The organism is Glaciecola sp. HTCC2999 (assembly GCF_000155775.1).
Taxonomy (GTDB): Bacteria; Pseudomonadota; Gammaproteobacteria; order Enterobacterales; family Alteromonadaceae; genus Opacimonas.
Genome location: NZ_DS989810.1, coordinates 750,951 through 775,043 on the forward strand (window position 1 = coordinate 750,951; position 24,093 = coordinate 775,043).

The 24,093-nt window shown below is 39.0% G+C and carries 22 protein-coding genes; 12 read left to right on the forward strand and 10 right to left on the reverse strand.

The features are described from left to right. Positions 1-33: 33 nt before the first annotated feature. The gene (locus G2999_RS03285) at positions 34-1,551 is read right to left on the reverse strand and encodes a hypothetical protein (RefSeq protein ID WP_010178687.1); all 1,518 of its coding nucleotides are present in this window, start codon (positions 1,549-1,551) and stop codon (positions 34-36) included. A gap of 182 nt (positions 1,552-1,733) precedes the next feature. On the opposite strand from G2999_RS03285, the gene G2999_RS03290 reads away from it, so the two are divergent. The 4 genes from G2999_RS03290 to G2999_RS12565 all read left to right on the forward strand — a co-directional run bounded on the left by G2999_RS03290 (position 1,734) and on the right by G2999_RS12565 (position 4,555). Further along, positions 1,734-2,036, forward strand: a complete 303-nt coding sequence (locus tag G2999_RS03290; RefSeq protein WP_010178689.1) for a hypothetical protein — start codon at positions 1,734-1,736, stop codon at positions 2,034-2,036. Positions 2,037-2,046: 10 nt separating this feature from the next. Further along, positions 2,047-2,421 (forward strand): hypothetical protein, encoded by a 375-nt coding sequence (locus tag G2999_RS03295; RefSeq protein WP_010178691.1) that lies wholly within the window; start codon positions 2,047-2,049, stop codon positions 2,419-2,421. Between the two features lie 241 nt (positions 2,422-2,662). Further along, positions 2,663-3,334: a recombinase family protein gene (locus G2999_RS03300; RefSeq protein ID WP_010178695.1), complete on the forward strand. Its 672-nt coding sequence runs from the start codon at positions 2,663-2,665 to the stop codon at positions 3,332-3,334. A 69-nt stretch (positions 3,335-3,403) separates the two neighbouring features. Continuing rightward, entirely contained in the window at positions 3,404-4,555 is a 1,152-nt protein-coding gene (locus G2999_RS12565) for a tyrosine-type recombinase/integrase (RefSeq protein ID WP_010178697.1), read from the forward strand. Positions 4,556-4,773: 218 nt separating this feature from the next. Here G2999_RS12565 and G2999_RS03310 read toward each other — a convergent pair whose 3' ends face one another. The 3 genes from G2999_RS03310 to G2999_RS03320 form a co-directional block, all read right to left on the reverse strand. Continuing rightward, positions 4,774-5,055, reverse strand: a complete 282-nt coding sequence (locus G2999_RS03310; protein ID WP_010178699.1) for a PepSY domain-containing protein — start codon at positions 5,053-5,055, stop codon at positions 4,774-4,776. Between the two features lie 66 nt (positions 5,056-5,121). After that, the gene (locus G2999_RS03315) at positions 5,122-5,328 is read right to left on the reverse strand and encodes a DUF2892 domain-containing protein (protein WP_010178701.1); all 207 of its coding nucleotides are present in this window, start codon (positions 5,326-5,328) and stop codon (positions 5,122-5,124) included. Positions 5,329-5,839: 511 nt separating this feature from the next. Further along, a complete protein-coding gene (locus tag G2999_RS03320) occupies positions 5,840-6,259 on the reverse strand; it encodes a Cd(II)/Pb(II)-responsive transcriptional regulator (protein ID WP_010178702.1) in 420 nt (139 codons plus the stop codon). Positions 6,260-6,357: 98 nt separating this feature from the next. Here G2999_RS03320 and G2999_RS03325 point away from each other — a divergent pair, with 98 nt between their 5' ends. From G2999_RS03325 to G2999_RS03350, 6 genes are all read left to right on the forward strand, one after another. Beyond that, positions 6,358-6,723: a DUF3703 domain-containing protein gene (locus G2999_RS03325; protein ID WP_010178704.1), complete on the forward strand. Its 366-nt coding sequence runs from the start codon at positions 6,358-6,360 to the stop codon at positions 6,721-6,723. Beyond that, the gene (locus G2999_RS03330; protein WP_010178706.1) at positions 6,710-7,621 is read left to right on the forward strand and encodes a cation diffusion facilitator family transporter; all 912 of its coding nucleotides are present in this window, start codon (positions 6,710-6,712) and stop codon (positions 7,619-7,621) included. Before G2999_RS03325 ends, G2999_RS03330 begins: the two co-directional genes overlap by 14 nt. A 19-nt stretch (positions 7,622-7,640) precedes the next feature. Next, positions 7,641-8,018 carry a hypothetical protein gene (locus G2999_RS03335; RefSeq protein ID WP_010178709.1) on the forward strand — a complete coding sequence of 126 codons (378 nt, stop codon included), beginning with the start codon at positions 7,641-7,643 and terminating at the stop codon, positions 8,016-8,018. A 71-nt stretch (positions 8,019-8,089) separates the two neighbouring features. Beyond that, positions 8,090-9,517: a TolC family protein gene (locus G2999_RS03340; protein ID WP_010178711.1), complete on the forward strand. Its 1,428-nt coding sequence runs from the start codon at positions 8,090-8,092 to the stop codon at positions 9,515-9,517. Then, on the forward strand, positions 9,510-10,457 hold the full coding sequence (locus G2999_RS03345) for an efflux RND transporter periplasmic adaptor subunit (protein ID WP_010178713.1): 948 nt from the start codon (positions 9,510-9,512) through the stop codon (positions 10,455-10,457). The genes G2999_RS03340 and G2999_RS03345 overlap by 8 nt, the downstream gene beginning before the upstream one ends. Positions 10,458-10,517: 60 nt before the next feature. Further along, complete coding sequence (locus tag G2999_RS03350; protein WP_010178715.1) at positions 10,518-13,628, forward strand: efflux RND transporter permease subunit; 3,111 nt, start codon at positions 10,518-10,520, stop codon at positions 13,626-13,628. Between the two features lie 1,078 nt (positions 13,629-14,706). On the opposite strand, the gene G2999_RS12865 is transcribed toward G2999_RS03350, so the two are convergent. Genes G2999_RS12865 through G2999_RS03380 form a run of 5 tightly spaced genes read right to left on the reverse strand, consistent with a single transcriptional unit; the run spans position 14,707 to position 19,327 of the window. Beyond that, on the reverse strand, positions 14,707-14,880 hold the full coding sequence (locus G2999_RS12865; RefSeq protein ID WP_010178717.1) for a hypothetical protein: 174 nt from the start codon (positions 14,878-14,880) through the stop codon (positions 14,707-14,709). Continuing rightward, positions 14,870-15,757 carry a hypothetical protein gene (locus G2999_RS03360; protein WP_010178719.1) on the reverse strand — a complete coding sequence of 296 codons (888 nt, stop codon included), beginning with the start codon at positions 15,755-15,757 and terminating at the stop codon, positions 14,870-14,872. The genes G2999_RS12865 and G2999_RS03360 overlap by 11 nt, the downstream gene beginning before the upstream one ends. After that, complete coding sequence (locus G2999_RS03365; RefSeq protein ID WP_010178722.1) at positions 15,758-17,137, reverse strand: hypothetical protein; 1,380 nt, start codon at positions 17,135-17,137, stop codon at positions 15,758-15,760. A gap of 16 nt (positions 17,138-17,153) precedes the next feature. After that, entirely contained in the window at positions 17,154-17,945 is a 792-nt protein-coding gene (locus G2999_RS12570) for a hypothetical protein (RefSeq protein ID WP_010178724.1), read from the reverse strand. Further along, entirely contained in the window at positions 17,942-19,327 is a 1,386-nt protein-coding gene (locus G2999_RS03380) for a hypothetical protein (RefSeq protein ID WP_010178726.1), read from the reverse strand. The genes G2999_RS12570 and G2999_RS03380 overlap by 4 nt, the downstream gene beginning before the upstream one ends. A gap of 442 nt (positions 19,328-19,769) precedes the next feature. Between G2999_RS03380 and G2999_RS03385 the strand changes: the two genes are divergently transcribed. Together G2999_RS03385 and G2999_RS03390 are read left to right on the forward strand one after the other, a co-directional pair. Beyond that, on the forward strand, positions 19,770-20,609 hold the full coding sequence (locus G2999_RS03385; RefSeq protein ID WP_010178728.1) for a DNA/RNA non-specific endonuclease: 840 nt from the start codon (positions 19,770-19,772) through the stop codon (positions 20,607-20,609). Between the two features lie 366 nt (positions 20,610-20,975). After that, on the forward strand, positions 20,976-22,052 hold the full coding sequence (locus G2999_RS03390) for a hypothetical protein (RefSeq protein ID WP_010178730.1): 1,077 nt from the start codon (positions 20,976-20,978) through the stop codon (positions 22,050-22,052). Positions 22,053-22,527: 475 nt separating this feature from the next. On the opposite strand, the gene G2999_RS03400 is transcribed toward G2999_RS03390, so the two are convergent. After that, entirely contained in the window at positions 22,528-24,045 is a 1,518-nt protein-coding gene (locus G2999_RS03400; RefSeq protein WP_010178735.1) for a hypothetical protein, read from the reverse strand. Between the last annotated feature and the right edge of the window lie 48 nt (positions 24,046-24,093).

The following is a 24,093-nucleotide window of genomic DNA, read 5'->3' on the forward strand; positions in this document are numbered from 1 at the left end:
AAGGCCTATTGTTATTATCTCTTCTTATTCTTATTAAGTCTTATAAGAAGTACATCTATTAGTATCATTAAAGGTATCTTTATAGCTCTTAAAGTAGTTCTGCATTAAGTTCCCTTGCTGACGGTATTCGTATTCGTTGAGTAAGTCTTCATTAGAAAGAATATCTGAGTCTATAGGACGACTGGCCATATCTTTATTCTTCGTCGTTAAGGTGCGATGGGATTTGATGACTTCATCTTTTATCGCTATTGATGCCCCCATGACCTTTTGGTAGCTTTCAAACATTTGCTGTTCGAGTATTGAGTAGTGAGAGACAGTCACAATGAAACTATCATGGATAGGCAAGCAGGTTATCCCTAACTTTAGTAGGCTTAGCATCACATCCTCTGCCACACAGCTATCAAGATATTGAGCTTGAAGTCCGATATCAGTTCCAAATACATCGCTCATCACTGGGTGAGTTTGAATGATTTTATCTTTTAGCGCTTGAGTATTACATCCTAGTACTTTGATAGCAGCACCTGATAAATGGTAATTGCCTTTTTCATCATTAATAAAGGCATTAAATGCCTTTTTAATCATGGGACGGCGTTTGTCATTCTTACCTTGCCAGTTTAGTAATCCGATATCATAGACATCTTTATTAGGGTCCAGTGTCATGTTTTTAAGGGCGTAAATGATATTAATCGCTATCCCTGAGTAATCTACTTCAATTGTTTTTTTGTTGTTGATGCGGATAACCGGACGATGCTCCCCTGATACCCCCTGCCACCATCCACCATAAAAGCGACCACCTCTATCTAAGCGCCCTTTTGCAAATATACGCCGCAATTGCACCATACTCATATCAATAAAATGCTCATAAGGAGCTTGAGTCTCCTCATTGATACTCTTGCGTGTTAATACTTGAGCCAGTTGCTCATCGGTGACATCAAGGTGTATGCATTGCTGGACAAGATGGGCATTAATGGTATGTAGGTTTTGTTGATAATCATGTAGTAAGGTCTGCTCAGGTAAGCTATCTAAGGGTATTAAGCTGGCTTGCTTGGTTTCTATATCTTTGTCTCTGACTTCCACTAATTTAGCTAATGGTAAAGGGACTTGCTCCAGCCAGTGAATATTTAACGCAGCAAATTTAGTCGCCAATACGTCCTGGACTGTCATCACTGTCACGCTCATTTTGTATGAAGAGCTGTATCTCCCTTTTACTACTTCTATCCAATTTAATGCCTCCAGAGCTTTAAATACCACTTCAACCTTGTTGGGGTATACATAGGAAATTTTGTTTATATCGCCGAGACTATAATGACGTTTATGCAGCGGGATACTGACTGACAAGGGGTGTTTGTGCATGCCTGTTTGCTGATGAGTAATGAATAAGGCGCACAATATATGTCGAGCAATCTGTGTTAATGCGTGTTCTCGCTTTTCCCTTGAGCCTCCTTGGTCACTTCGATTCAGCATCACAATGCTACTGTCAACCAACTCATCAACTAACGGGGTGAAGCTGTCATTATTAAACACAGGAAACCAATCGAATCTTTTATCCATTTATCTGCCTTTGCAATATCAATCACTCTAATGAGGAGCGGAAAAAGGTATTTTGAGCATCTGTAACTGATTAATTAAACCGAGAAAAAATCAGTATCTATATTGGAAGATGTCCTTCCGCATTAGCCAGGGTCACTCACAGTGGCCCTATCTCAATATATTTACTTATCGGAAATACCATTATGTATATCACATCATTATGGCCAGAGCGTGTTGCTCTTGGTCTATCTAAACACGTCTATAAAGCGTTAATCAACAATCTTACCACACCCTTTGAGTCTCTCGAACAAGCACAATCCTTTTGGGATGAAGGCGCCTGTCAATTGATTCATATCAACCCTAGTGAACTATCGATGTTAGATGAGCAGCAATGGCTTTGTATGACTGAGCCTGATTTCATTGATGTATTAGCTGGCTATTCACTGCATTGTCGTATCACCAACGATATCGGTGGTGGTTTGTTTATTTTGATAAAGAACAATTAGGAGTACCACCATGACAACTATCATCAAATCTGGGCAATGCTCAATGCTCAATCGTCAATCAAAAGGCAAAATACACTATGACATTACCCTGAATCAATCCGGTGAACGTTTCATTCGCTTAACTAAAAGCACCGGAGGTGGCTTTCTTAGTCAAGACGATATCGCTGAGAGTGACATATCAGCTTGTTTACTGGCCATTAAAGGTAACAGTCACTTCAGCTCCACAATCTTTAATCCGTTATTCATAGGTAAAAGTGCCAATAATGCTGCTTTTTTAGCGGCAGTATTACGGGCTGAGCATGTCATTTCAAAATCCAAAACGCATCTATATAAACACACCGTGTTAAACCTCGATGCGCTCGCTTTACTCAAACCAGCTAAATAACTGATTCTAAACCCACATTGTGCATATCACTAAATGTCCCTTTAGCGACAATGCACTTTTATCATATTCAAAGGAGACCCTCGATGCTCTTGATAATATTGTCATTCATCATCTATCTAACTATTCAACACCCTCACATAATACTTACATTGTTACGCCTTAGCATAGGGATCATTACTGCCCTTATTGCCATAGTGACAAAGCTGTATTCATTGTATCAATCTGTAGCTAAGGAACGACGATGAAACACACTAACTATGTAGCCTATTACCGCGTGTCTACTTCAAAACAAGGTCAGACGGGATTAGGTATGCAAGCGCAACAACAAGCCATCACTGATTTTTTACATCATCATGGAGGCAAGCTGGTTGCCGAGTTTACTGAAGTAGGCTCTGGTAAAAAAGCAGACCGCCCTGAGTTTGAAAAAGCCGTCGATTATGCACACCTTGCCAATGCAGTGTTATTGGTGGCTAAACTCGATAGGCTCAGTAGAGACTTACACTTTATTACTGAGCTACAGAAAAAAGGCATACGTTTTAAACTCGCCGATTTTCCTGACATCGACCAGCTCACCATTCATATCTTAGCCGCAATGGCTCAACATGAAGCTCAGATGATTTCACAACGCACTAAAGCGGCACTTCGTGCTGCCAAGGCTCGAGGTGTCACACTCGGTAACCCTCAGCTTGATACCTATCGCAATCACAACCCTCAGCTCGCCACACTCGTTCGCACGACTGCACAACGTCAATGGCGGCAAAAAATCATCAAAGTCATTCATCACATCCAACAGTTACAGCCTCAAGTAACGAGTGTAGAGATAGCTAAAACACTCAACCAACGTGGGTTATCTAGCTATCGCAATAAGCCTTTTACAGGTGCCATTGTTTCTCGCTTACTGCGCCAACAATAATCATACATGGCAGGTTTATCCTGCCTGTATATCTATGTAATCGTTAATCATTTCATACTGGAGATACACATGAAATATACCCATATCGACCAAACCTTTATTGATAACCTTCCTACCCCTACAGATAAAATTAAAGCTGAATATAGAGCCGATAATTTACCTAAAGGGTTTCGGATTGAAATACGTAAGACATCCAAAGGCATTGGTACTTATCGGTTTCGAACCAAAGTAAAAGACCACAATCTTGGCCGTACTAATGCATTGTCATTGGAGCAAGCCTTACAACAAGCCGCACAACTTATCCCTTCCCCAACGCCCCCCCATATCCCCCTTTCACCACCCATCGCCCAAGCATCCCCCACTTGCACATTCACCCTCAATGAGTTTTGGGAGCAGTACTATTGGCCCCACATTAAAACCCGATTACGCACCTGTCGTAATATTGAATCCATGTGGCGTATACGCATTCAGCCCACCTTTGGTCATCAACGGCTCGATGACATCAAAGTACTAGAATTAGAACGCTTCCAGACGAGCTTAATCGAAATGCAGTTATCCGGCAGTCATGTCACAGGCCATATTAAGCTGCTCAGTCGTATGTTTACCCTTGCTATTCAATGGGAGCTTATTACCAAAAACCCTTGTGATAAAGTGGAATACATGAAGTTTGATAATCAAAAGGAACGCTTTTTAAGTAGCGATGAACAGACGCGTTTTATTAGTGTCCTGATGGAACACCCTGAGCGCCCTGTGAATCTATTGATGATTTTCTTACTCGTCACCGGTGTAAGAAGCGGTGTGGCTAAATCGTTGCGATGGTCATGGATCAATATGGAGAAACAGATAATTACTGTACCACCTAGTATTGCTAAGAATAAGAAACAAAATACTATTTTTCTCAATACAACTGCGATGGACATTCTCAAACGCCTAGCTGGAATCAATCCAACATATGTGTTTATCAATCCAATGACACAACTGCCCTACAATGATTTTAAGAAATCGTTTAAAACCGCACTCAAAGCAGCACAGATTTCAGATTCTGTGAGGATCCATGATTTGCGTCACACCTTTTGTAGTAACTTAGTGTCTAACAATGTGTCTCTCGCCAGTGTGCAGCAATTAGCAAATCATGCCTGCTATTCAACGACACTTCGCTACGCCAAAGTATCACAAGATACACTCAGAGAAGCTTGTCAAATTGCAGCGATTCAAATCTGAAAACTAACAGCCCCTCTGCTTACTCATATCATATGGGTAGGTGGAGGGGCTTTTTTATTATTTTTTTTTCGTTTTTCCGCTGAGTACTTCTACATATGCGGCATGGAATTGCTGTATTTCCGTTAACTTTCCGACGTTAACAAAGCGGAGAAAACAAGAAAAAGATAATAAACGATTGATTATACTAGTCATATAGCTTCATTCAGCTTAGCTCAACTTTAATGTTTCTCTTCCTTGACGATAGAGCCATCTACTGGGTTAAAGTAAATTTCAATTTTATCGCCCTGCGCATTTTGCCCATATATTTCATAACAATTTCCATCTGTTACTTTAAACTCTTTTATCTGATACCCATCGGATAATAGTCCAGCTTGAAACTGCTCTTGATTCAGCCAGTCACTCTGCGGTGCGCTAGTGCAAACGGTTGTTTCGTTAGCAACTCCACAACCTCCTAATAAAGCAGCGACAAAAATGCCTCCGACATACATTTTAAATTTCATATCTACTCTCTTTAATTGGATAATTGTTTAAATTGATAATTTACAAAAATAAAAGACATACTGTATTTATTCAATATTGTTTGATTTTGTAGGGGTTGCACAAGTCTGTATTCCTAATAAAGAATAAGCAGGGCAAGACTTAAATAGCGCAGTAGCTAATGATACAATTCCGACCCACGCCCAAACAGGTCCTCCTAGCACTGCCCAAGCAATTAATGCAATACCTGCAAGAGCACGAAGTGCCCTATCTATATTACCTACATTTGTTTTCATACGACATCCTTAATGTTGGAGTGAGCTACGCTTACTTCACTTTCATAGCGTATTAAAAGTATATAGCACAATAACTTTCGATATAGAATTTTTGGTTTCTAAATTGACGCAAATCAAATTGTTGCTTTGGTGCAGAAACATCAAGCTAGGCCATAACTATGTGCTGTATCTAATTCTTTAGTTTATGTGGCGCAAACAGCTTTTAGCACTAGATTTATAATTCTAAGCTAAAAAAGCCAAATGTCGGATTTTCATTTAGGTGTTTTAACCTAGAAAAAACGAACAGCAGCCAAAGGATCGCAGCTGCACATCGAATAGTTCCAACTTTTGCCGCAGAATTAGCTAAAATACTCTGTCACTGAACGACTCCTTTTGGATGTCTAGTGACGAATGGCTATTAATTTTTATTGCACTTTAAGTTCAGTATTTACGGCAAGAGCGAGGCAGAAGCGGACGAATCTATAATAGTTATTTTTCGAAGCTACACCGATTTTTCATTTGAAATTAACCATTACTTTTTGTAAGTGGCCTGCATCTCAACGATATTATCCAATTTGTGCAATACTCCGCATTCTTTGATTTTGGTATCAATAGTACAGCTTGATCTCATGGAGATAAGCGTGCTTTGTAACGCTTTCAATTCGTCTACACGATGTTCAATATCGGCTATATGCTTGTCGATAGTCGCGTTTACTTCTGCGCAGCTATTATCAGGGTTGGCGCGAGCTTGTAAAACTAAGCTTATCTCTTCAATTGTCATATCCAATGCGCGGCATTGCTTGATGAACATAAACTGTTTAAGTGCAACATCTGAGTAGCTTCGATAATTTGATTGCGTTCTCTCTGGTGCGCTCAGCAATGCTTTGCGCTCATAAAAACGAATTGCCTGAATACTTAAGCCTGTTTTTGTGGATAACGCGCCAATTTTCATAATCACAAACCAAATGCTTGACCCTATACTTGGTATAGAGTTTACACTTCTGATGTAAGTTGGTAAAGCCAATGAAAAATAAAGCAAAAAGGATAGTTATGAATTTTACGCAATCAGCAGCACCCTATGTAAACCAAAAGCTGAGTCAAGCCAGCATCGCCTTTTCCCAAAATAATAACGAAGCTGGCTTCAAAGCATTAGAAGATGCGCACGTTATTGGGCAGCACTCAACATTCCATCATACAGTTGTGCACTATCAGATGCTTAAATTTGGCGTAAAACAGCGTGACGTCAAAGAAGTTTTTGGTCAAATTTTCAGGATAATTGGCGCACTGACGAAAACCGCAATCGGTTTATTGCCGGAGGGTAATACGGGCGGTGCAAATGTTAGTCCGTTCGCGCCTATGCGTGTTTCGGCTGCGAATAAATCAATCTTAGATAAGATCAAACATGCACAGTCATAATCATTCACATAGCCATGCACACTCCGATGGCAATTCAGACGATGCATCTAGGCGCATTGGCTGGGCGTTCTTTTTAAATGTGGTGTTCACCATCATCGAGTTTATCGGTGGATGGCTAACCAACAGCACCGCTATCATGGCAGACGCGGTTCATGACCTCGGCGATAGTTTGTCAATTGGCACAGCTTGGGGATTGAACAAGCTTAGCGATAAAGATGCCAATCAAACATTTTCAAATGGATATAAGCGCTTTTCTTTATTGGGCGCATTGATTAACGGTTTAGTGCTCACGGTTGGCTCTATTTGGATCTTGTTTGAAGCGATACCGCGCTTAGCAGCACCAGAAATGCCGCAAGTTGAAGGCATGTTAGCCTTATCTATTTTTGGTATGGCAGTAAACGGTTTCGCCGCTTATAAACTTAGCGAAGGAACGTCATTAAACGAACGAGTGCTTAATTGGCATTTGCTAGAAGATGTTCTCGGTTGGGTGGCAGTATTTATTGTATCCATCGTCTTAATGTTTAAGCCTTGGGCGATTTTAGATCCCATCTTATCCATTAGCTTCACTTTGTTCATTCTCTTCAATGTGTTTCGTAACCTAAAAGAAACCCTGATGCTATTTTTACAGGCAACGCCAGATGAAGAGCAAATGTCAAAAATCCGAAACGACTTGCTTGCAAACGAAAAGGTAAGCGACCTCCATCATTTTCACATTTGGTCTTTAGACGGAGAGCGCAATGTTATGACTGTCCACCTTGTCTTAAAAGGAGAAGTCAGTGTTGAACACATTCAGTCATTAAAGGAGAGCATACAAAGCTCATTAGCTAAATATCACTTTGAACATACTACAGTAGAGCTAGAATTTGCCGATGAACAATGTCGTGACGAAGTGAAATAGGCTTGGTAAACTCGCGCTCATGAAAAATTTAAAACGTATAAGTTACATAATGATATCACTGATACTGTTTCAGTCGTTTTCTGCTGTGGCCAATTCATTAGATTTTCATTCAATAGATACCCAACATCTGCAACATGAACACCAGCATTCAGAGCACAATCAAGCTTCAAACGATATGCCAACTAAGGCGCTTGGTGAGTCAGCAAAAGCAGATCACCATAATCCTGCCGATTGCCATCATTGTGGCCACTGCCACGGTACGCATGCACAGTGGTTAAGTCAGCACAACATCAACAATCTACAATCTGTGGTATCTATCCACAACTTTAATTATTTGGATGCGATCATCGACGCACCCATCAACCGATTACTACGCCCACCCAAAACACTATCCTAATATCGCTTTCGATAGTGTCTCGCTGAAAAAAAGCGCGTCACTGAATATTGATAAATTATTAGGATATTCTAATGAAAATGTTTCATATTTTTGTGCATGCACGCGCCATTGCGTTTGCTTGCATGCTGGGCTTGACATTGAGTCCAATTGCCGCACAAGCGGTGCAAACTAGTCGCTATTTAGAAGAAGGTGTTCAAGCGCCTGTACGACAAACGCTAAGCCTTGAAGATACAATCAGACTTACACTTTCCAATAATCCAAGTTTGTATGAGTTTGAATTTAGACAGCGAGTAATTGACGGTGATTCAAAAACCGCCGCGCTTAAACCCGCACTGAATGCTGGGATTGAACTAGAGAACTTTATGGGAACCGGCGAGGTTTCGGGCATTAAGGAGCTCGAAGTCAGTTTGACCTTGTCATCTGTGTTACAGCTCAACGACAAGCCTAGCGCAAGATTGGACGTACTCTCTGAGCGTAAAATTCAACATGAGGTGGAAAAGAAAATACGCACATTAGATGTCCTTGGCGAGCTGAATCGTCGTTACATCGAAGCACTCGTATTACAGGCCACCTTAGACGTGCAAAACGACGCAGAGACACTTGCACTCTATACCTATAACGCAGTTTCTAAGCGCGTTGATGCAGGCGCGTCTCCATTGCTAGAGCAAAAACGCGCCCAAGCAGCGCTAGCCCAAGCAAAACTCGATGTTAAATTAGCCCAAGAAGCTCTTCAATTTGCATTGCGAAGTCTTGCCATCATGTGGGGCGAACATACGCCCACTTTTAAGCGTGTGGAAGGTCAACTTTTTGCGTTTCAAGATATTGGGTCATTCGAGATGCTTTCTGCCGCTATCCAAAGTAGTCCGCATATAGAGTTGTTCGCAAAACAAAGTCGTGTTCAAGCAGCGCAGCTTAGATTAGTGCAAGCCAACAATCGAGCTGACATTGAATGGTCAGCGGGTGTTCGGCGACTACAAGGTATTGATGAAACTGCTTTTATAGCCGGGATAAGCGTGCCACTGTTTCAACAAAAACGAAACCTAGGTAAATACGAGGCGCAAAAAGCTCGCCTTGATGCAATAGAGGTGCAAAAACAGAGTAATGTGCGCAGTCTTTTACATTCAGTTAATCAAGCATTAGGTGAGCACACCCGCGCATTATTAGAGGTTGACGCTATTCAACAAACTGTCATACCGCCTCTTACAGAAGCCTTGGATTTAGTCGAAAGCGCCTATTTAGATGGCCGGTTTAGCTATTTGGAGTGGGTATCTACTCGACAAGAGTTCTTAAATACGCGCCTGACATTAATTGAGGCGGCGTCTCAGGTGCACCTAAGCAAAACAGAAATTGAAACGCTTACCGGTCTTGCACTTAAGGCTTCACAAAGCACCACTGTAAAAACGGATACTGCAAAGAGAAGCGCTTCCAAAAAGTTAGCGCACAACATCACTATGCAGCAACCATCAAACATTTCGATAAGAAGTAACGATCATGAATAAATTTACTCAATTAAAAACATTCACAATATTAAAAGTACTCGTTTTAAGCGTCACGCTAATGATGATACATGGGACGGTGAGCGGCGGAGACAAACATGCAGACGGTGATTCTCATGAGGATGATAAACACGCAGGTGAAGTCATTACGATGAGCGACGAGACTGCTGTGCAAAATGGGATCACTACCACAAATGTCATTGCTGGCGACATTGCACTTTCGACCACACTTTATGGCCGAATAAGTGCAGATCCTGCTTCTTTGAGTCATATCAGAGCACGTTTTGACGGTGTGATCAAAGATGTCAAAGTCAACATTGGCGACACAGTTAAAAAAGGAGATATTTTAGCGGTCGTAGAGTCAAATGAGAGTTTAAAAAGCTACTCAATTACATCTCCCTTTGATGGCAACGTTATCGCGCGGCATGCCAACAATGGTGAGTTATCAAACGGGCAAGTACTATTTTCTTTAGCCAACTATAAGAATGTGTGGGCACAGTTAACCGTGTTCTCGCAGCACCTCTCCAAAATAAAGGTAGGACAAGCTGTTGAATTAAGGCATGCAAACTTTGAGCAGCTATCTGAAATTGCTTACCTCACACCATCTGCCGATAGTAGTCCGCATTCGCTTGCCAATGTCACTGTTGACAATAGTAGTGGCTATTGGCCATTAGGCACCTTGGTAAAAGCGCAGGTAACCACTGCCACTAAGGCCGTAAGTCATATGGTGCCTGTTACTGCCGTGCAAGAGTATGAAGACAAGCAAGTGGTATTTGTTAATCATGATAATGAATATAAACCACGCCCTGTGCAGCTTGGTGTGACCGATGGTCGCTTTATTGAAGTCATAAGCGGCATTGAAATAGGTGAGCGTGTGGTGGCTACCAACAGTTACCTGATCAAAGCAGATTTGGAAAAATCGGAGGCCGGTCATGACCATTAATGCCTCAATACAACCCGAATATACATGTTTGCCACTGCAAGGCTTTAAAGGAGGCTTAACATGCTAGCTTCCATTATTCGCATCGCAATAGACAGGCGCGGTATATTTTTGATGCTGAGTTTTTTAGTCATTGGTTTTGGCTTATTTAGTTATAAAAAGCTGCCTATTGACGCCGTACCCGACATCACCAATGTCCAAGTACAAATTAATACACAAGCAACTGGTTATTCGCCGCTCGAAACTGAACAACGCATCACCTTTTTGGTAGAAAACGCTCTAGCGGGTTTACCAAACTTGGATTATACCCGTTCACTATCTCGTTATGGCTTGTCTCAAGTGACCGCCGTATTTGAAGAAGGCACCGACCTGTATTTTGCCAGAAACCTCATTAATGAGCGCATAGGCATTATTAAAAGTCAGCTACCAGAGGGTATTGAGCCAGAGATGGGACCGATTGCCACCGGTTTGGGTGAAATCTACATGTACACGCTCAGCGCTGAGCCGGGCACATTAACATCCGATGGCAGAGACTTTGATGCGATGGCTTTAAGAGAGTTGCATGACTGGGTGGTAAAGCCACAACTCGCGTTAGTAAAAGGTATTACCGAAGTTAACGCCATTGGCGGCTTTACCAAGCAATATCATGTGAATCCTGATCCTCAACGTATGCTTAATTATGGTGTGAGCACTGACGATCTGCTGCGAGCATTGAGGCGCAATAATGCCAATCAAGGTGCGGGATATGTTGAACGCAACGGTCAACAAATACTGGTGCGCTCTCAAGCGCAGCTGGCCACAATTGAAGATATTGGTAATGTCGTGGTGACACTCGCTAACCAGTCTCCAGTGACCGTGAACGATATTGCCGACGTCGCTATTGGCAAGGAGCTTCGAACGGGGGCTGCGACACGAGAGGGTAAGGAAACCGTCTTAGGCACTGCCATGATGCTCATTGGTGAGAATAGTCGTGCCGTGGCCTTGGCAGTGGCTGATAAAGTGGATGAAATCCAAGCTAGCTTGCCCGAAGGTGTGGTAATAGAAACTGTTTACGATAGGACCGCACTGGTTGATAAAGCCATCAACACCGTTCGCAAAAACCTTGTTGAAGGCGCATTGCTAGTGATTGTGGTGTTGTTTCTGCTGCTTGGCAATATAAGAGCAGCCATTATTACCGCAGCTGTGATACCGCTGGCGATGCTCGCCACAATAACAGGGATGGTGCAAACAGGCGTTAGCGCAAACTTAATGAGCTTAGGGGCACTAGACTTCGGGTTAATTGTGGATGGTGCAGTCATTATTGTTGAAAACTGTATCAGGCGATTAAGTGAAGCGCAGAGGCGAACCGGCTCAGTGCTGCCCATCAAGGAAAGGCTCGAAGTCGTGTATGAGGCAACCAATGAGGTTATACGGCCGAGTCTGTTTGGCGTGATGATTATTACAATCGTGTATATCCCCATTTTCAGTTTAACAGGGGTAGAAGGGAAGATGTTTCACCCGATGGCAGCCACCGTCATCTTGGCATTACTTGCTGCGATGGTGTTCTCAATCACCATTGTGCCAGCAGCCGTTGCGATGTTTATGTCGGGTAAAGTCAGTGAAAAAGAGAGCCCAATCATAGTGGGGGCGAAATCGGTCTATCGTCCTGTTCTGTTATGGGCGCTGAAGCTACGTTGGTTGGTAATAGGCTCAGCGACATTACTGGTTATTGTGAGCGTTTGGCTAAGCATGCGTCTTGGCTCTGAATTTATTCCTCAACTGGATGAGGGGGATATTGCCTTGCACGCAATGCGAGTGCCCGGCACTGGCATTGAGCAAGCCGTGGATATGCAAAAAAGACTTGAAGACGTCATTATGCAGTACCCACAAGTGAGCACTGTATTTGCTAAAACGGGCACGGCAGAAGTTGCCACCGATGCGATGCCGCCCAATGTTACCGATACCTTTGTAATGTTGAAACCTATCGACCAATGGCCAGATCCTACTTTATCCAAAGTCGAATTTGTTGAGCAAATGGAGCGTGAGCTGCAAAGCGTACCCGGCAATAATTACGAGTTTACTCAACCTATACAAATGCGGTTTAACGAATTAATTAGTGGCGTTAGAGCTGATTTGGGGATAAAAATTTATGGTGATGATTTAAATAAACTGCGCGATTCGGCTGGTGATATCTTAGCCGTTTTGCAAGAGATTCCGGGTGCGGCTGATGCCCGTGTTGAGCAAGTTGATGAAATTCCCATCTTTACCGTGAACCCCAAACCTTATGCTTTAGCGCGTTATAATTTGGATGTTACTGACCTGCAAACATGGCTAAGCGCATCGGTTGGAGGTAAAGAAGCGGGCTTGATATTCGAGGGCGACAGGCGATTTGAGATAGTGGTGCGCTACTCAGAGAATATTCGCAATAATCTTGATACGCTAGGCAGCATAGCTATTATGACAGGGACTGGTGATTATGTGCCTATAGCAGAGGTTGCAACACTTGAACATGCCAGTATACCCAGTCAAATCAGCCGAGAAAACGCCAAGCGCCGTATTGTGGTGACAGCCAATGTAAGAGAGCGCGACCTAGGCTCGTTTGTTACTGAAGCAAAAATGCAAATAGCAGAAAATGTTGTATTACCAAGTGGTTATTGGGTCGATTATGGAGGCACGTTCGAGCAGCTTGAAAGTGCGAGTCAGCGATTGAGCCTTGTTGTCCCAGCGACGCTTTTCTTAATTCTTGCATTGCTAGTCATTGCCTTTGGCTCGGTGAAAGATGCACTGATAATTTTCACTGGCGTGCCTTTAGCATTAACAGGTGGCGTTTTTGCGCTATGGGTGAGAGACATGCCCTTGTCTATATCAGCAGGCGTTGGTTTCATAGCGCTGTCTGGCATTGCTGTGCTTAACGGTTTGGTTATGTTGTCGTTTATTCGCCAAAGGCTGGAAGAGACAGGAGAGTTAATTAACGCTATTGTTGACGGTGCATTAACGCGTTTGCGGCCGGTATTGATGACGGCATTGGTTGCTAGCCTTGGTTTTGTGCCAATGGCGCTGAATGTAGGAACGGGAGCAGAGGTGCAGCGTCCGCTAGCGACGGTTGTTATCGGTGGAATAATATCGTCAACACTTTTAACGCTGATAGTGTTGCCTGTGTTATACCGATTAGTTCATAGCAAAGCGAATTCATAGTACTCACGGGCACTAATGTTGTTTCATTAGTGCCCAGTTCTATATAAGGAAACGTCTTAGAGAGCTATCATCGTGATAAACTGAAAGATTAGAGTTGGGGCCATTTGTGAGGGATACAAAGAGAGTCCCTTGATGCTATCCCTAAGGGATACCTTAGAGTCCATTAAAGACCTATTGTTATTACCTCTTCTTATTCTTATTAAGTCCTAAACAGAGGAACATCTATTCTTATCCTCAAGGATATATTGATAGCTTTTAAAGTAGCTCTGCATTAAGTTTCCCTGCTGACGGTACTCGTATTCTTTGAGTAAGTCTTTATTAGAAATAAATATCTGAGTCTATAGGCCGGCTAACGATATTTTTATTCTTCGTCTTTAAGGTTCGATGGGAACGACACTTCGCTACGCCAAAGTATCACAAGAGATACTCTGTGAAGCTTGTCAAATTGCAGCGATTCAAATCTGAAAACTAACAGCCCCTCTGCTTACTCATATCATATGGGTAGGTGGAGGGGCTTTTTATTATTTTTTTCGCTTTTCCGCTGAGTACTTTTGGATATGCAGCATGGACTGGATGTATTTCCGTTAACTTTCCGATGGTTACAAGGCGGAAAAAACAACATCAAAGTAATAAGCCATTGATTATACTAGTAATATAGTACCATTCAGTTTAGCTCATAATCGGCAGGTCCCCCGTTCAAGTCGGGGTCGGGCCACCATTTTTTCTTTCTTTATTTTATTGAGCATTTTAAGTTCATATACGAACCATTCTAGTGGTGTTAGTTGGCGCACTCATTTAAACCTTTGTGCATGCAACATTATAGTCTAGTTATTTTTGCATTTTAGAATGAGAAGGTTATAAATTGTAATCCTCCCAAAAAAGATAGCAGTTTTGAATAGCAAATTCCCTCAACTATCAGCAAAGATAGTTATCAATGAGAAAATCAAAATATAGTATTGGCTAAAACATGGCTTTTGTGAAGCAAAATTAGCGCTGCCGCCAGTAAACTTCGAGAACCTATATCAGGAGCAACTGAGAAATTGTCTGAGATATCAGAGACTATTGATTAACATATAATTCAAGTTGATTTATCATTCATATTTAAAATAAACCTATAAAAGCTTTTAATTTTAGACATTTTATTTGTTCGTCTTTTTTCAATTAATTCATCTATTTTCAAAATCGTTTTGCTTGTTTGAGATAAAAAAGTATCTCTTCTAGCTTGATCTTTTTGATAATCTTTATCGTTCATATTGCATTCTGCTCAAAAATTTATAAAAGTGAGTTTCAATACCTAACATGAACATTTTAAATGCATTCTTAGATTCAGCGTGGTCATAGACCCTCACAAAATGACGACATTCTTTGACAACAGATTCTTTAAATAATGACTCGCTCTGCTCCCATAAATCTGTATTACGTTCATATCTGCCAACAACACGAAGAATATTAATGTTGTTTTCAGCTTCAATCCTTCTTGCTTCCGGCCATCCAGAAAATACCTCTAAGTTAGACTCATTTATGACTATATTGAACACATACTGAATATCACCTGTTATTTCGTCTGCCCAACATGGGGGATGATCTAAACCATTACCAAGTTTCTCTAATTTGCGTCTCAGGTTTATATTCTGCCCTTTAAAGTCAGATACTTCTCTCAATACATCATTGATATTATCTACAAAGTCCTCTTTATCAAAACCTTTCTCACTAACCTGCTTCTTAGCTTCTTCTAATTCCTTTATTGATTTAGCGACTTCTTCAATAGACTCTTTACCTAAATTTTCTGTCAACTCAGACACGGTCGTTTCTAATGCGTCAAGCTCTTGATTCTTCTTTTGCAGTTCAGAAACCGCTTCTCTGCCAAGGACTAATTCATTAAATATTTCTTCGGGGGCGGAATCTTTTACTAATTTAAAGAATTCTGATGAAGAATTTAAAGCTTCACGCAATTGGACAATTGTTTCATTCTGCTCAGTTGATTGAACCTCAGATTCCTCCAATTTAGCTGAAACATCCGAGATTTTCCAGGCAGAAAAAATTAGCAATATAAAGAAAAAAACAAACGCCAATTCCGTCAAAGACGTTTCTATTATTGAATTCCCGCGCTCTTGCATTAAACCTGACATTTAAGGAACTTCCCTTATTCTTTCTATTTGTTTTGATAGTTCTTTGTAGACGGTAGCGATATCTTTAGCTAGTTGTAATGATCCCTGCTCAGTGGCATTTGTAGCAGCGACGACCTTATCATTAGCCTGCTTGTTTAAACTAACACCTAATTCAATTTCTTTATTCAAAGACTTAACATTTTCAGCAAGCTCTGAAATATTTGTGTTTGTTCCTTGCAGATTAACGATACTACTTGAGGTTTTTTCAATGTTAGTTTCTAACTCAGTAAGACCTTTGCTTATTGTTTCTACCCCTCTCAAAACTTGTTCAGAAACACTTTTTACAGGCGTTCCAAACTCATTCAATTGTTGTACGGTATCAGAAACTGACTTTGCAAGTGATGTCAGCTGAATTTCTACTTCATTATTTGTTCTAGACTTCAGCGATTCAATTGTGTCTAAACTTTGAAGCATCTTACGAGAGCTTGATTCTATTTCTAATGATATTTCCTTATTACTGGAAGCAATTGATGAGGATATCTTCTCACTAAGTCCATTAACAAATACGTCAATTTGATTTGCTGTATTATCCATTTGAATAGTCAACTTATTCGCATTCTTATCGAATTGAGAAAGGTGAGATGTGTATTTTTGATCAATCTCACTTAATACCGATAAAATTTCATTTAACGACTCTTGGATAGGTCGAGATATTATATCTGGGCTGACTGATACAGCGTTAATTTTTTCGGCAAGCTCACCCATAGCTTTTTCAACTTTAGAATGACCTTCTATTGAAGTCCTAATCTGGTTTTCTACTATTTTTTCATTCATTTTATCGTACTGTGAAATAGTCTTTTGAAGAGATTCCTGGGTATTCGCATGTACGTTGTTGATGGAAGAAACTACTTGAGTAGTTAATACTTCTAATTGTCCACTAAAGGTCGTTAATGCTCTTTCAATCTCTACTTCTAACTTTTCTCTGCGTTGTTGAGAGTTTATTGAAAATGAATTTATAAATAGTCTCGCTGTTAATCCAATAATAGTAGTGATAAGTGCTGCACCAAAACTAGCGACCATTGCATTCATATCTACTTTTTCATTAATACCAAGCGAGAATAACGACCCCATTAATGCAGTTAAGGTAAAAATAAAACCTTGATAGTAATAACTGTCACCAATGATAGTCATTGGCAGATCACTCTTGGAAAAGTATGTAATAACAATGTAGACAGCCATTACAACGATAGGGATGACTAAAGATATCAATGTGTTTGCAATGGCAATTCCAACAAGAATACCTATAACACCGATAGACAATGTAATCAGGAATGTATTTCTTACGGAGATATCTTCAACTACTTTTGTATATCTACCACTGATAACCTTACTTTCTTCCACAGCATAATCCTTGATTCTAATTAATAGTTTTAACGCGCACTAAACTTCCATTACCATCTGAAAAATACTTTTCCCAAAATTCTATATGCTTTCTATTTTGTAACGCTGCATATTGCGGTCTATAAACATATAACACGTTGACTTCGATATCTTCTAAATATGGCCTAACTTCCAGCGAATAAGAAGAATTAAAGAAATTGGTGGTCGGTGTATAGTGTGAAAAAGAAGACGTATGATGAAGCATATCCGAAACAATAATAAGTCTTTTATCATTTGCATTAGAGGAGTAAAATGTTTCGACAGAAACAAATTTTATAAACTCCATGATTGGTGACTCATCGGCTTCATGTTCACCCACTAATTCATCAATCTGACCGACAATTTTATTGAAGAATTGTTGTTCCCAAGCTAGTTTTAAACGACGTAAATTTGATGTATATTCGTTTTTGTCGCTCCCGTCACCGGCGTTACATGCGACTACAAGCGGTTTTTTATCTGAAATATTCTCATTTATAACATACACAGAAAATCTCTCATCAATTAAAGATTTGCCAATGACTTTCTCAAATTCTTTTTTTACTATTAAAGCCTGAGATTCGTTAAAATCATCAGTAGCATCAATTATTATTGCAGTTTCTCGTGCAACAAAACCGTCGTCCCTGCATAAATCAACTTTATTTCTTGAAACAATCTCACTTTGAATTTTGAAATAATAAAATCCACCACAAAGTATTGATAGTACAACTACTCCCAATAAAACAATGCCTTGCAAATCTGCTTTTTTTTTCCGATTTTTAGTTCTACTCATTTTTCACAAATCTCGGTAATTAAATCTATATATTTTTTCCTAGAAACAGAGAGACCATCTAAAATTTGAGGCTTATAAGTTGTAAAGTCATCAAGTGAAGATTGGATCTCTTTAGTTTTATCCTCTTTAATAAAATGAAAAGGGGTAAATGGAATTTTGCTATCTATAACATCATCAAAGAAAATAGGATCTGGCTCACTTCTTTCAGCATGATTCGTTTCCCTATATAACTTTAGTATGTATTCTAAGGCACCTTCTAAATGAGTTACATAATTATCAAAAATACTCTTTTGCTGCTCAAAAGAGCTGATCGAACTTGATAAATTGCGTTTTAAATTTTTTATTTGCGCATACTTATCATCTAACCACTCTTCATACTCTTCAAACTTGATGTTTACGGTCTCTGCTAATTCTTTACGCTCTTCTTGCAATATTTCACGACAAACATTTCTTTGCCTAGACATCTTTCCATATCCGGGGTAAGAATCATCAAACCTATACCCCTCATATGCAGCTATAGCAAAACATACTAAACCAACAGCAAAAAGACCCAATGAACTTACATCCCAAATAGACGAAACACCCGAATTCAAAAATATCCAAAACTGCTCTTCCGCCTCATCAGGTAAAACTTCTAAGGCTTTTCTCCAAACTGCAACAATATAATTAAAAAAGAAGGCAAAAATAATGATAATTAAATAACCGATTCTTGAGTAAATACGAATTAATTTTTTAATTGAATTTGCTTGTATAAATAACCATGAGCCAACTATAAACCCTAAACTTACGTTGACAATCGAAATTGTTGAAGCAATAAAAACCCCTCCCATCAATCCTGCATCACTGCCCATAGCAAAAAAATTGCCATTGATTAGAACTTCGACTAACAACACTATTGCTACGATTCCTATAGCTTTGATCTTACTTAACGGATAATTGGGTTCTCTATTAATTTTATTAGTCCGTTTAAACTGCTGGAGATCTTCCTCTGCGAGTTCCAACTGTTTCTTCGCATCAATTAGTTCACTTTTCTTTTCAGCAAATATTGAGGCCAACTCTTCTTCATATTTCTTGTCCAATCGCTTTGATTCGTTGATTTCATTTTCAATACTGAAATCATTTATCGAATTTCCAATATCATTTAATGCTTGTTGAACACTATGCGAAGCTTGCATGACTTTAGTCTGCATTTTTTTACGGTAATCTACTTCATTAAAATCAGGACTTTTTGCTGTTTCTTTTGGAAGGTTCTTTTTTGCTTGCTCCCTCGCTGCAACAACAACGTTAAATTCATTACTAATCTCTTCGTTGTCAACTATGGGAAATTCAATCGGCTTATAAACAGATATCATTTTTTTATTTTTTATTAAACTGCTAAGCATGAAACGCTTCCTTAATAATGTAATTACTGTTTAACTTTATGGCTTGCCTGTAGTAGATGTTTTTGAAACAGGAGTTCCTATCGATATTCAAGGCTATAATAACTATATCATCTGACTTTTCCTTAGTCGATAAAAACCCAAGCCAATTAAGCTAAACTATTGTTCTCAAAGCATTATGAATTCAAAAATCTATTCAACTAGCTTAGCTCTAAAACAATGAGTCGCCAATATTTTTCATATAAAAAATTATTAGTAATATCTTATAAATTACAAACCTAGCATGAGAAAATAAAAATTCATCTAAAAATTTTTTCTTGAATGAATACAAAAATAAAACATTGAAGTTAAATCTATGACTTAGCTAAATGATATATAATTTTGTTAAGGAAATTTACTTATCAAGTAAATGAACTATACTTCAAAATATAAAGAAGGTCCGTAAATGAATAAATTAACTTTTATATCGATATTATTTTTAATTTGTTTCGAAAGCTCAGCTGATGTATTTCTAGGAAAACTATCAAGTAACCCGATCTTGGAACGTACTGCTTACGTAACAGAGTATGACTATCAAAAAAGGATTCCTCGTTGGGTTTTCTATACAGTAGCACCTGATTATTTGAAAACTCCACCTAGAAAGGGAAAGTTTAAAAAATTTAGAGCAGACCCAGATATTGAAAATCCGGTAGTATACAAGGACTATACACATTCAGGTTATTCACGAGGTCACTTAACACCATTTTTTACTTCTGGAGGTGATCGTGATGGTGATGAAATTTACGCGGGTGGAAGCCTATCAGATCCAGAAGATGAAAAAACAGTCTTTGAAATAAACTATATGTCAAACATTACTCCACAAGACCAAAAATGTTTCAATGGAGCTGGTGGGGTTTGGTATAATCTAGAAACACATGTTCGAAGGGAACTTGTTCAAAAACAAAGGAAAACTGTTCACATATTTGCAGGACCTGTTTTTTATGATGGGAATCATGTTGAATATATAGGACCCAGCTCTGATATAGCAGTTCCTCACGCTTATTTTAAGATTCTAGTATTTACAAACCTCGATGGTTCATTAAAAGAAGTATACTCATTTCTATTTCCACATAATAAGAAATCTGTGGTTGATAACTCATGCATTTTAGAAAGAAAATCGTTTAATGACCCAAATTTTGCTGTATCAATTGATAAGTTAGAAACTTTGACTGGGCTTGACTTTTTTTCTCTGTTAATTGACCAAAAAGAAGAAAAACTGGAGAAAGCGGTTAATCTTTATAAATAAAAATCTTCTTCTCAGATAAATAATTACTGAAAATATACCGAATTGGCGATTAACTTAACCGTTTAAACAAATAGCTTTTGTAATCTATAAAATAAAGGATACCCAGAGAGTCCCATTATGCTTTCCCTAAGGGATATCTTAGGGACCATTAAATGCCTACTATTATTACTTCGTCTTAATCTTATTAAATACGGATGAGAAGAACATCTATCATTATCATTATCATTAAAGATATCTTTACACCCCTTAATGTAGTTTAGAAGATAAGATTGAATAACCAATATTAACTAAGAATTTTTCTTATATAATATATCTAAGATTATATGTATATTATACTTAATATTAAATTAACTGTGGAAATTAATAATGAAAATATTATCTATATTTTTTACAGCTATCTTTTTGTTAAGTGGCTGCTCTGGTCTTTCTGCACAGAGAATTAAAATAGACGAAATACCTAGCGGCATTTGGGAACAGGAATTGCAAGTTAGTCAAATGAATTCAATTTCTATTTCCCCAAAACCTAAAACATATCGAAGTGGCGACTGCCCAGGGGCAAAAACTCGTCCATCACGTTCTGACAATTCAGTTTGTAAAGAAGCAAGAGTTTGGAATCCTGACCGCAGCTGTAATGAAGTTTTCAGTACATACGGAAATGGTTATTGTCCTACAGTTTATGAAGCAGGAGAATATGGTTCAAAGATGGCTAAAATGGACAATATTGTTGCTTCTGGAAATGCCGCTCAGCAGGCTGTTTTAGACCTTGGTAATAAAATGGCTGCGGATGCTCAAAGAAAGAGCATTAATTTTTTAAATAATCACAAATTTAGTAATTTGGTTCTAAATCCAAATGCTATAATTAATAAAACAATTACAGAATTAGTCCCTACAAGTAAAACTGAATATCGTAGTGGTGATCTTGTTGCGTTAAGTAGAACTGGTTTCTATACAAATTGCATCCTTCCTAAATTTGATGCTGCATACGTTTATACTATGGGAAGCTGGTACATACGCTTGCTCAAAGACAAACTTTTATGTAAAGCCCCAACTTATGATAAAGACGATTATGTTTCTGACTATGTTAACTACAAGTCAAGTTCAAGTAATGTCTCATACCTATTAACTTATGATTTAAGTGAGGAAAAGAATAAGAGTTACTCACTCACTATCAGAGAGCCAATTTTTGGAATGTCAGCGTCAACAATTAAAGACTTAATTAAGCCAGATGATTTTGAATCTAGTATAGGATTTGTAGAATTAGTTAATTCTAATAAAAATTTCTTTACAATCCATTCAATAAATGAAAATTCTGTATACATAAAATCTTCAGATAATAAAGATGAGTTTGAGTTAAAACAAAATAATCCATTAAAGTTCAAAGAACTTTCACTCGAGCTAAAAGAGGTCACCGGAGATACAGCAATTATTGAAATTCGGAGATAAAACCATTTCTCATTTAAGGGCATTAAATAATGCCCTATTTTATTAAAATCCCTGTATTACAAGTTGTATCTTCCATAGGTGAAATTTTACAGGCTTATGAATACGGATTTATGGAACAAAAATTATTTCCTACAACACTAGCGGGTGCCCTCATTTTTATTAGCATTATTTCAAATGTTACATTTTGTCCGACTTGGGTGGGGAGGTAAATGTTAAGAATAAAAACGATCTCCTATCATTACTAAATATATTTGCTGGAGGTGATACATGGATGGTGCCAAAAGAACTGTTAGCACCTAAAGACTAGGATGGTATTACTAAATTATGTAGTTTGGCTCAACTTTAAAATGGATTTTTATGAATATTAAAGTTGGGGCCACTTATGAGGGATACCTAGAGAGTCCCTTGATGCTTTCCCTTAGGGATATCTAAGGGGTCATTAAAGACCTATTGTTATTACCTCTTCTTATTCTTATTAAGTCTTATAAGAAGTACATCTATTAGTATCATTAAAGGTATCTTTATAGCTCTTAAAGTAGTTCTGCATTAAGTTCCCTTGCTGACGGTATTCGTATTCGTTGAGTAAGTCTTCATTAGAAAGAATATCTGAGTCTATAGGACGACTAGCCATATCTTTATTCTTCGTTGTTAAAGTGCGATGGGATTTAATGACTTCATCTTTTAGCACTATTGGCGCCCCCATGACCTTTTGGTAGCTTTCAAACATTTGCTTTTCGAGTATAGAGTAGTGAGAGACAGTCACAATGAAACTATCATGGATAGGCAAGCAGGTTATCCCTAGCTTCAGTAGGCTTAGCATCACATCCTCTGCTACACAGCTATCAAGATATTGAGCTTGAAGTCCAATATCAGTCGCAAACACATCTGCCATCACTGGGTGAGTTTGAATGATTTTATCTTTTAGCGCTTGAGTATTACATCCTAGTACTTTTATAGCAGCGCCTGATAAATGGTAATTGCATTTTTCATCATTGATAAACGCATTAAATACCTTTTTAATCATGGGGCGTCGTTTGTCATTCTTACCTTGCCAGTTTGGTAATCCGATATCATACACATCTTTATTGGGGTCAAGTCGTGTCTTTTTGAGGGCATAAATGATATTAATCGCTATCCCAGAGTAATCTACCTCTATTGTTTTTTTGTTGTTGATGCGTATCACCGGTCGATGCTCCCCAGATATACCTTGCCACCATCCACCATAAAAGCGCCCGCCTCTATCTAAGCGTCCTTTTGCAAATATACGCCGCAATTGCACCATACTCATATCAATAAAGTGTTCATAAGGTGCTTGAGTCTGCTCATTGATACCCTTGCGTTTTAAGACTTGAGCCAGTTGTTCATCGGTGACATCAAGATGAATGCATTGCTGGACAAGATGGGCATTAATGGTATGTAGGTTTTGTTGATAATCATGTAGCAAGTTTTGCTCAGATAAGCTATCTAAGGGTATTAAGCTGGCTTGCTTGGTTTCTATATCTTTGTCTCTGACTTCTACTAATTTAGCTAATGGTAAAGGGACTTGCTCCAGCCAGTGAATATTTAACGCAGCAAATTTAATCGCCAATACGTCCTGGACTGTCATCACTGTCACGCTCATTTTATATGAAGAGCTGTATCTCCCTTTTACTACTTCTATCCAATTTAATGCCTCCAGAGCTTTAAATACCACTTCAACCTTGTTGGGGTATACATAGGGAATTTTATTTATATCGCCGAGACTATAATGACGTTTATGTAATGGGATACTGACTGACAAGGGGTGTTTGTGCATGCCTGTTTGCTGATGAGTAATGAATAAAGCGCACAATATATGTCGAGCAATCTGTGTTAATGCGTGTTCTCGCTTTTCCTTTGAGCCCCCTTGGTCACTTCGATTCAGCATCACAATGCTTCTGTCAACCAACTCATCAACTAACGGGGTGAAGCTGTCATTATTAAACACAGGAAACCAATCGAATCTTTTATCCATTTATCTGCCTTTGCAATATCAATCACTCTAATGAGGAGCGGAAAAAGG

Bases quoted from the DNA above. Each gene is read 5' to 3' on its own strand.
- G2999_RS03285 (WP_010178687.1), bottom strand. From the start codon at position 1,551: ATGGATAAAAGATTCGATTGGTTTCCTGTGTTTAATAATGACAGCTTC.
- G2999_RS03290 (WP_010178689.1), top strand. From the start codon at position 1,734: ATGTATATCACATCATTATGGCCAGAGCGTGTTGCTCTTGGTCTATCT.
- G2999_RS03295 (WP_010178691.1), top strand. From the start codon at position 2,047: ATGACAACTATCATCAAATCTGGGCAATGCTCAATGCTCAATCGTCAA.
- G2999_RS03300 (WP_010178695.1), top strand. From the start codon at position 2,663: ATGAAACACACTAACTATGTAGCCTATTACCGCGTGTCTACTTCAAAA.
- G2999_RS12565 (WP_010178697.1), top strand. From the start codon at position 3,404: ATGAAATATACCCATATCGACCAAACCTTTATTGATAACCTTCCTACC.
- G2999_RS03310 (WP_010178699.1), bottom strand. From the start codon at position 5,055: ATGAAATTTAAAATGTATGTCGGAGGCATTTTTGTCGCTGCTTTATTA.
- G2999_RS03315 (WP_010178701.1), bottom strand. From the start codon at position 5,328: ATGAAAACAAATGTAGGTAATATAGATAGGGCACTTCGTGCTCTTGCA.
- G2999_RS03320 (WP_010178702.1), bottom strand. From the start codon at position 6,259: ATGAAAATTGGCGCGTTATCCACAAAAACAGGCTTAAGTATTCAGGCA.
- G2999_RS03325 (WP_010178704.1), top strand. From the start codon at position 6,358: ATGAATTTTACGCAATCAGCAGCACCCTATGTAAACCAAAAGCTGAGT.
- G2999_RS03330 (WP_010178706.1), top strand. From the start codon at position 6,710: ATGCACAGTCATAATCATTCACATAGCCATGCACACTCCGATGGCAAT.
- G2999_RS03335 (WP_010178709.1), top strand. From the start codon at position 7,641: ATGAAAAATTTAAAACGTATAAGTTACATAATGATATCACTGATACTG.
- G2999_RS03340 (WP_010178711.1), top strand. From the start codon at position 8,090: ATGAAAATGTTTCATATTTTTGTGCATGCACGCGCCATTGCGTTTGCT.
- G2999_RS03345 (WP_010178713.1), top strand. From the start codon at position 9,510: ATGAATAAATTTACTCAATTAAAAACATTCACAATATTAAAAGTACTC.
- G2999_RS03350 (WP_010178715.1), top strand. From the start codon at position 10,518: ATGCTAGCTTCCATTATTCGCATCGCAATAGACAGGCGCGGTATATTT.
- G2999_RS12865 (WP_010178717.1), bottom strand. From the start codon at position 14,880: ATGAACGATAAAGATTATCAAAAAGATCAAGCTAGAAGAGATACTTTT.
- G2999_RS03360 (WP_010178719.1), bottom strand. From the start codon at position 15,757: ATGTCAGGTTTAATGCAAGAGCGCGGGAATTCAATAATAGAAACGTCT.
- G2999_RS12570 (WP_010178724.1), bottom strand. From the start codon at position 17,945: ATGAGTAGAACTAAAAATCGGAAAAAAAAAGCAGATTTGCAAGGCATT.
- G2999_RS03380 (WP_010178726.1), bottom strand. From the start codon at position 19,327: ATGCTTAGCAGTTTAATAAAAAATAAAAAAATGATATCTGTTTATAAG.
- G2999_RS03385 (WP_010178728.1), top strand. From the start codon at position 19,770: ATGAATAAATTAACTTTTATATCGATATTATTTTTAATTTGTTTCGAA.
- G2999_RS03390 (WP_010178730.1), top strand. From the start codon at position 20,976: ATGAAAATATTATCTATATTTTTTACAGCTATCTTTTTGTTAAGTGGC.
- G2999_RS03400 (WP_010178735.1), bottom strand. From the start codon at position 24,045: ATGGATAAAAGATTCGATTGGTTTCCTGTGTTTAATAATGACAGCTTC.